Source organism: Staphylococcus sp. HMSC14D10 (assembly GCF_001808125.1).
In the GTDB taxonomy this organism is placed as follows: Bacteria; Bacillota; Bacilli; order Staphylococcales; family Staphylococcaceae; genus Staphylococcus; species Staphylococcus haemolyticus.
In genome coordinates this window covers 23919-30874 of record NZ_KV792241.1, presented here as the reverse complement: position 1 = coordinate 30874, position 6956 = coordinate 23919, and the positions used below count along the sequence as shown (strand labels likewise).

Here is a 6956-nt window from a genome sequence, read left to right as displayed (position 1 = left end):
AGAAACGCCCTAGAACAGTATAAAAGGCGTTTAACTCGCTTTGACTTTTCCTCTTATACCGTTCTAATTTCTGACGTTCTTCTAATATAGCGATTGCTAGATTTTCAACGGAATAACTCTCATAGTAAATACTTTCAGATACAATATCACTACATAAACTAGGTGTAGTTCGGTCATACATATCTTCTATATCACTTTCTATGAGTGCTATTCTTGATTGAATGTAGTAAGTATTAAATCTAGTGAACAATTCGTAATCGCTAACTTTCTCTTGAATAATTTCAATTGCTGCACTCACTACATCACCTTAAATCTCAGTTTTCTTTAATGCCTCATATCGTTTCATACTGCCCTCAATATGACGCTTAATACTTAGTAAGGCTAATTCTTTTTGTTCTTTCGACTTTATCCAGAAATAGCCTCTAGTATCTTTCTTATAGCTATATCCGATTGGATAACCATAATCTACAACTAAACTATTAATAGTATGTTGTAACCATCTTTCATTGTTTTTAGTAAACTCCATATTCAATTGATTGAATATATTTTGTTTAGTAATAATATTGTGCTTAGTGTTGCGTAATACATTTAATACTTTAATATGATCTTGAGTTAATTCTTTTTCAATTGTTATTGTCATTATTTAATACCTCATTTTTTAGTTATTTTGAGCAGACCTAATTAAATGAGGAGGTAATAAATGAAAATCTAGTGAATTTGCATTTTTTAACTATTGTACTCGTGATTTCAGAGAACAAGAAAACTAATCAAATTATATAAAAGTATAATTACTTCTATAACACTATTATACTAAATTTACACCAAAATTACAAACAAACGTTCTGTTTTGTAGAATTTAAATAACTATTTAACATTACATTTAATGCTATTAAATCAATGTTTATAAATACTTTCACACTAATTCATAGACTTTCTATATAAGAACTAATGTTCGTTTTTTATCTAAACTCAATCTAAAATCATTAACAAATCTTAACAATTACGATTTACATATAAAAAAGCCATGCACCTACTAAGTGCATGACCTATAAATTTACGCTTTCACATCTTTATAATAAGAATGTTTCAATTCATTTAATCGTTCAATCAACACTTTACTATCAACTTCATTCGCTTGTTCATTCTGGATAAATTCAGTAATGATTTTAAGCCCCTCAACTAATTCTGGTGCTGGTTCATTAATGCCAGTAGCAAGCTGATACAACACTTCCATATTGCCTATAACATCTGCATTACTAGATTGAACGTCCTCAAGTTCATCTATATTGAAATCTCGGCTCATATAGTCGAACATATCACTATTATTACTTTCTGCAAAAATTTCTAGTCCGTACATAAAATACTCATTATCAAACATGAAACTAGCCATCATATCGCTTATAGTGTCATTTGTACCATCTGGTATTTCATAACCAGTATAATACCCCTCAATGCTCTCTATAAGTTTCTCAGTATGCTTTTCTGAGGCAATCTCAAAAGTTTTTCTCACTTCACAATCTTTTATCAATACATGAGCATACATCTTACCTTTGCTTACTAGATACACAACATTAAATGGATCGTTATATATCTTAAATGCAAAAGGCAATTTATAACTGCTTTTACATAGTCCAGTAAAATATCTTAATAATGTTGCTGCTCTAGTTTCAAATTCATTTGCTATAATTTCAACGTTCATTTTATTCCCTACTTTCTTTTAATATAGTTTAAATAGTTTTTAGTTCTTGCAGCTACTAATTCAAAACTGCCATTTGCTATTATTCTGTGCGATACTCTTTTATTATTCTGTAAATCGTAAGTTTCACGCCATGCTACCCACTTAGTCCCAAAGTTTTCAAGATACAATGTTGATATACGACTAATTGAGCAGTAGTACATTTCTTCGGATATTCCAACTAATAAACCTAGTTTTCTTAATTCGTCATCTATATTAAATTCGTAATGAGTTTCTTGCACTATTATATGAGGCCTCCCACTCTTCTAAAGTAAATTCATCACCATTTGCTTTAACATCACCAATAATTACTTTTAGAGGCTCTATATCCACGTTACATTGTAAAGCGTAACTAATAGCTTTATATACATCATTATTACGTTCTACGCTTTCACCATTGATTACACGATTATACGCCTCTTTACCTAGTCCACCTTTGCCAGTATGTTGTAAATGATTGAAATTGTGGTTAGGTAACACACTTTTTACTGAGAACTTTTCCATAGTCTGTTGTAGGTAATTTCCACGCTTTGAAAATATACGATCTTCAAATTCACCATCATAAGCGATTACTGGTTTCTTATTACTTGTGTACAGTCCTTTAGCTGTTTTACTTCCAGCTAGTACAAAATAGTTATTATCATGTGCTTTAATGTCTACTGATGGTAAATATCCTATTTTCTGAGCATATTCAACGTCCTCACGTTTTTTAAATATTACATGCTTCCCTCCACTTGCTGTTGTCTGCACTAGCGTATTTTGTGCATTAGTAACAAACTCATCATAGTAAGGTATGTCTTTTAAACTATCAAAGCCACTTTCACCATTTACGTGATTAATATCTATGTCGATACACCATAAACCACGAGTAAGGACACCTAATACATTTGTGTTTGCATATGCTAAATAGTTACTATCTATAAAATCATCATCAATAGTTACATTCTTAAATGCTACTGTTGGTTTTTTATTATCGTTTAAAGGTACAACTTGCACATCTTTACTAAGTAGATACTTTGCAGCATTGTACATTTTCATGAGAATACCTCCAATAGAACACTAACCCTTTTAACTCATTCTTTTCCCTATACATACATCTATTTATTTATCTTTAAAATATGCTAAAGAATATTTAAGTTATAAAGGTTAGTGCCTGTTATTAAAGTAATTTCAAAGTTAGTGCAAAGGTTAGTAAGAGTTAAAATAACTTAAGTTTCAATTAAATCTAATGCCATTTCGAACAATTCTTTATTTTCTACAACATGAACTTTAGTATTTTGTCCCTCTATCCATTTTTGCTTATTGATAGCTACACCTATTTTTTTCATATCTTCTTTAGCTTTTTTATATCGCAGATTTTTATAATCTTCTTCAATAGTTTTTTGTAAGATTTCATCACCAGAAAAAATAAAATCTTGTCTAGATAATGTTTCTAGTATTAGAATTTGAGTGTCAGTTAATTCATCTTCGTTGTAATAGTTTTTAAGTGTTACATTATTGAACTTAAATTCTCTGCCTATTTGTTTAAGATACTCAAGACTTAATATTAAAAATGATACTGACGCATTGACTGAGTTTTTCCCGTTAGGCTTAACAAAGTCCCAAAATGGTTTAAATACTTTATAACGTTCTTCATCAGTTTCATTCTTTGGTCTATCCTTAAATGCAATCTTAACTGTACGTGTTCTATTAGCTGTAATTTCTCCTGTATCAACACTTTCATTAGTATCTAAAATTAATACTGCATTATTTTTAAATTTAACGTTATTTCGTTGTATGCCACGACCTGAAATATTCTCACCAGTAGCTATTTTGCGTAATATTCTCATCATACCTTTATTAATTTCACCTGTTTCATTAGCATGTGCAATATCCACTCCATAAAAATTGAGCCATTCATTTGCAGCCTCAAAGCCAGATGATAATAAACTATCAAAATTCACTTTATTTACTTTTAGCAATTCTTCAAAAATTTCCATAAATAAACCTTTACCAGATCGCCCAAAGTCTTTGATTAAGAACCATTTTTCAGCTTGAATAAGTTTCATTTTTCGATATATTGTATAAGCATGTACCAACATTAAATTATTCTTACTGCGTTCATTGTCACTTACTAAGTCAAAGAATTGTTGTGCTAGTTTAGTGTTTATATTTTTCTTATCTACATCATATTTGATGATATAGTAGTCATCACTAGAAATTTTCTTATCTATAAATTCTAATTCTTTACAGTTATATATCCAGTCATTACCAGCAATAGCGTAAGGGTAGATATTATATTGATAATTTGTATCTAATTGATTTCGATAAACTTCTAACATTACGCTTAAGAAGTCATTTATTTGATGTTTATTATCTACTGGATATTCCAAAGTAAAGTTAGTATTGTCTATAATTTCATACTGATTACTTTTTAATTTAATAAAGCTTTCTAATTCATTTGAATAAATAACCTTTTCAGAAATTAGATCAACTATGAATTTGGCATAGTTATTAAATGGACTAGATTTAAAATGTGCTTGCTTATCTTCTTCACCATTTTCCATTGTCGTTTTAACTGAGATTGTTCCATAGACTACCCCAATTTCTTTAGGTTTTATGGTATAATCTAAAGTAAGATTACTTATATAATCGCCAGCAAATTCATCTTTTGTTTTATGGAAAACATTTCCTTTATTGTTAAAAATTTGTTTATCTGTGGAAATTATAGCGAAGTAAATTCGTTTACTAATTTCTTTGATACGAGATAAATTAGGCGTTTCAACATAATCTAATTTAGAATGAAATTCATGATGTTTATTATATAAAGAAACTTCGTTCATTTAATCAGCCTTTCATTTTTGTGTTTTAAGAATAAGCACAGAAATGGTATATTATTCCTGTGCTTTTGGTTTGCAAATTGCACTTACTCAGCGTTGTCTGTTTCAGTTTGGTCGCTAGGAACAGATGACGCTCTTTTTATAACTGTATCAATATCATTTAATTCACTTTCATAATCACGAATAACTGATAATAATGTTGATACAATAATGAAATTTGATTTCATATTGTCATTAGTCTGTTTTTCTCCTACTACTTGATTACTTTCTCTATAATAATCTCTTAAATCTTCAAGCCCTTCTTGTTCATCACATACATAGTCAATGACTGCTTGAATCTTATTAGTAATATCTGCTATTTCAAAACTCTCTTTAATTTGTTTTAAATCTTTAAGCATTATTATTCCTCCCACTCAAAATTGTTTTCTATTTGCTGCATAACCCACTCACAAATGAATTGTAGTTGCTGTTCACGATTAAGTGTTTCTTTCCATTCTTGGTTGCCTTCTTCTACTATGTGAGTGTATTCTGTACGTTTATCTTTTACTGCATAATCAAGTGTTTTATAAATACTTTTTATAATTTCAATATCTTTCTCCATTTACTACTCCTCCATTAAAAATATTCTTTAAGTGCCTTTAAAAAATAAGAATTTTGTTTATCTTTTATATCAAACTTGATAATTGCTACCATGCTTGAAAATAAAAAAAAGCAAAAGCATAATGTAATTGACTATGCATATTTAAAAACACAGTAATGATACATATATATAAGTTCATTTATAAATCTAACCACTTTTCCGCCTCCATTTTATTAAAGCCAACCTTTATGACGTTTGCTTAAATATTCTTTAAAGCCATCAATAGAGATAACCGTCATTGTAGATGACAAACTGAAATATAGATCCTCTACACCTTTGTTATCTTTATCATATTCTTTAAGAATACGATTGACCGAACTGTATGAAATTCCGAATAGCTTAGCAATAGCATTAGGTTTTGCCATGATTGGTTTTACTATCACTTGTTTAGGTTCAGTCACTACATTTTCTTTAGTTGGTAAATCTTGTAATTTAGTATATGGCATAATCTAGCCTCCTTTTTCATAGTAAAACATAGTAAGAGATTAAAAAAATATTTCATCAATAGTAATTTTAGGAAATAATTCTTTTCTTAATAATTCTCTAAAAATAATCATCTCTTTTCGATTAAAATTAATCTTTTGTTTTTCTTTCATTCGATAGGCTTGTACTGAAATATTAAATTTTTCTGCCATTTTTTCTTGTGTCATACCTAGCATTTTTCTATAACCTACTATTTTATTCATATATTCACCACCTCCGATAAACATAGTAAAACATAGTATTTCTATAATGTCAATAAAAAACATAGTAAAACATAACTTTATATTATATAATTACTATTGAGGTGATAACTTGGATAAAGTAGAAGTCGGTAAAAGGATAAGAAAAATTCGTAGCCACTTAGGACTGACTATGGATCAATTTGGTGAAAAAATTGATAAAGAAAGTCCTGTAAAATCGGGAGTAGTTTCGAATTGGGAAAATGGAAAACAACTTCCAAATAAGAAAAGACTAAAGAAAATATCAGAATTAGGTAATGTAAGTTTAGACGAATTATTATATGGTTCTATGTACAATTATATTGTTGAAAACATAAATATTGATTACGATAAACTTAATATTCCTAAAGAAGAAGGTACTTATCAAAAATCATTAATTGTTACTATGATGATGAATGATATACAAACTAAAGAGAATAGAAGAATGATTGAAAGTTCTATAAATAAAGAGAATTATGTACCCTTAACATATAGTCAATTTCTCGAAAAAGTTGAAATAGAATTGCCAAAAAAACTGAATTCTATTATTGAAAAAGGAAAAATCGCTATTCAAGAACTTAAAAAGAAAGACAAAGAGATTTTAAAAAATCATTCTGATTTAAATATAGTTAGTAAAATTCTTAATAATGAATATGTGACTTTTAATGATATTTTATTAGAACACTTTTTTATAGAAGTATTTTCATTAGAAAATTATACTTTTGAACAAGAAATTTATGTGGATAAAATGGATCAAATTAAGTCAATTTTATTAAGATATTTCACTGAAAAATATATCAACAACGATTTAAGTAACACTCTCACTATAGAACAACTAGAAAAATTAAAAGAAGATTCCTTGTATATGTCTGAAATATTAGAATATGATCCTTTCTTTAAAGATAACGAAAAAGTTAATGAAGACTTAATAAAAATTTTTAATAATAAAATTCCTAGACACTTAAATAAAAAAATTGAGTTCGCTAAAAAAGGAGAACTGTAAATGACAATAATTAAGGTAGTGGTTCTATCGAACAATGTCTAATACACCATAGAAAAGT

At 28.2% G+C, this 6956-nt stretch carries 10 protein-coding genes and 1 pseudogene; 1 reads left to right on the top strand and 10 read right to left on the bottom strand.

The annotated features are described in order from the left end of the window. From HMPREF3134_RS03560 to HMPREF3134_RS03515, 10 genes and pseudogenes are all read right to left on the bottom strand, one after another. A pseudogene (locus tag HMPREF3134_RS03560) lies at positions 1-298 on the bottom strand (hypothetical protein); the annotation flags it as partial. A gap of 9 nt (positions 299-307) precedes the next feature. Beyond that, positions 308-640 carry a hypothetical protein gene (locus tag HMPREF3134_RS03555; protein WP_002448465.1) on the bottom strand — a complete coding sequence of 111 codons (333 nt, stop codon included), beginning with the start codon at positions 638-640 and terminating at the stop codon, positions 308-310. 414 nt (positions 641-1054) lie between these two features. After that, the gene (locus tag HMPREF3134_RS03550; protein WP_070440763.1) at positions 1055-1699 is read right to left on the bottom strand and encodes a pathogenicity island protein; all 645 of its coding nucleotides are present in this window, start codon (positions 1697-1699) and stop codon (positions 1055-1057) included. An 8-nt stretch (positions 1700-1707) separates the two neighbouring features. Then, a complete protein-coding gene (locus HMPREF3134_RS03545; protein WP_070440760.1) occupies positions 1708-1977 on the bottom strand; it encodes a pathogenicity island protein in 270 nt (89 codons plus the stop codon). After that, positions 1952-2773 carry a bifunctional DNA primase/polymerase gene (locus HMPREF3134_RS03540; protein ID WP_070440757.1) on the bottom strand — a complete coding sequence of 274 codons (822 nt, stop codon included), beginning with the start codon at positions 2771-2773 and terminating at the stop codon, positions 1952-1954. The genes HMPREF3134_RS03545 and HMPREF3134_RS03540 overlap by 26 nt, the downstream gene beginning before the upstream one ends. Before the next feature lie 170 nt (positions 2774-2943). Further along, the gene (locus HMPREF3134_RS03535) at positions 2944-4557 is read right to left on the bottom strand and encodes a phage resistance protein (protein ID WP_070440754.1); all 1614 of its coding nucleotides are present in this window, start codon (positions 4555-4557) and stop codon (positions 2944-2946) included. A gap of 83 nt (positions 4558-4640) precedes the next feature. After that, positions 4641-4952, bottom strand: coding sequence for a hypothetical protein (locus tag HMPREF3134_RS03530; protein ID WP_020477389.1), 312 nt, complete (start codon positions 4950-4952; stop codon positions 4641-4643). A gap of 2 nt (positions 4953-4954) precedes the next feature. After that, on the bottom strand, positions 4955-5155 hold the full coding sequence (locus tag HMPREF3134_RS03525; RefSeq protein WP_070440751.1) for a TscA family type II toxin-antitoxin system antitoxin: 201 nt from the start codon (positions 5153-5155) through the stop codon (positions 4955-4957). Between the two features lie 212 nt (positions 5156-5367). Next, positions 5368-5640, bottom strand: a complete 273-nt coding sequence (locus HMPREF3134_RS03520) for a helix-turn-helix domain-containing protein (RefSeq protein ID WP_070440748.1) — start codon at positions 5638-5640, stop codon at positions 5368-5370. A gap of 39 nt (positions 5641-5679) precedes the next feature. Continuing rightward, positions 5680-5880 carry a helix-turn-helix transcriptional regulator gene (locus tag HMPREF3134_RS03515; protein WP_070440745.1) on the bottom strand — a complete coding sequence of 67 codons (201 nt, stop codon included), beginning with the start codon at positions 5878-5880 and terminating at the stop codon, positions 5680-5682. Positions 5881-5989: 109 nt separating this feature from the next. On the opposite strand from HMPREF3134_RS03515, the gene HMPREF3134_RS03510 reads away from it, so the two are divergent. Next, positions 5990-6898, top strand: coding sequence for a helix-turn-helix domain-containing protein (locus HMPREF3134_RS03510; RefSeq protein ID WP_070440741.1), 909 nt, complete (start codon positions 5990-5992; stop codon positions 6896-6898). The last annotated feature ends 58 nt before the right edge of the window (positions 6899-6956 follow it).

Excerpts from the sequence above, each read along its gene's own strand:
- HMPREF3134_RS03555 (WP_002448465.1), bottom strand. The coding sequence starts at position 640 with ATGACAATAACAATTGAAAAAGAATTAACTCAAGATCATATTAAAGTA.
- HMPREF3134_RS03550 (WP_070440763.1), bottom strand. The coding sequence starts at position 1,699 with ATGAACGTTGAAATTATAGCAAATGAATTTGAAACTAGAGCAGCAACA.
- HMPREF3134_RS03540 (WP_070440757.1), bottom strand. The coding sequence starts at position 2,773 with ATGAAAATGTACAATGCTGCAAAGTATCTACTTAGTAAAGATGTGCAA.
- HMPREF3134_RS03535 (WP_070440754.1), bottom strand. The coding sequence starts at position 4,557 with ATGAACGAAGTTTCTTTATATAATAAACATCATGAATTTCATTCTAAA.
- HMPREF3134_RS03530 (WP_020477389.1), bottom strand. The coding sequence starts at position 4,952 with ATGCTTAAAGATTTAAAACAAATTAAAGAGAGTTTTGAAATAGCAGAT.
- HMPREF3134_RS03525 (WP_070440751.1), bottom strand. The coding sequence starts at position 5,155 with ATGGAGAAAGATATTGAAATTATAAAAAGTATTTATAAAACACTTGAT.
- HMPREF3134_RS03520 (WP_070440748.1), bottom strand. The coding sequence starts at position 5,640 with ATGCCATATACTAAATTACAAGATTTACCAACTAAAGAAAATGTAGTG.
- HMPREF3134_RS03515 (WP_070440745.1), bottom strand. The coding sequence starts at position 5,880 with ATGAATAAAATAGTAGGTTATAGAAAAATGCTAGGTATGACACAAGAA.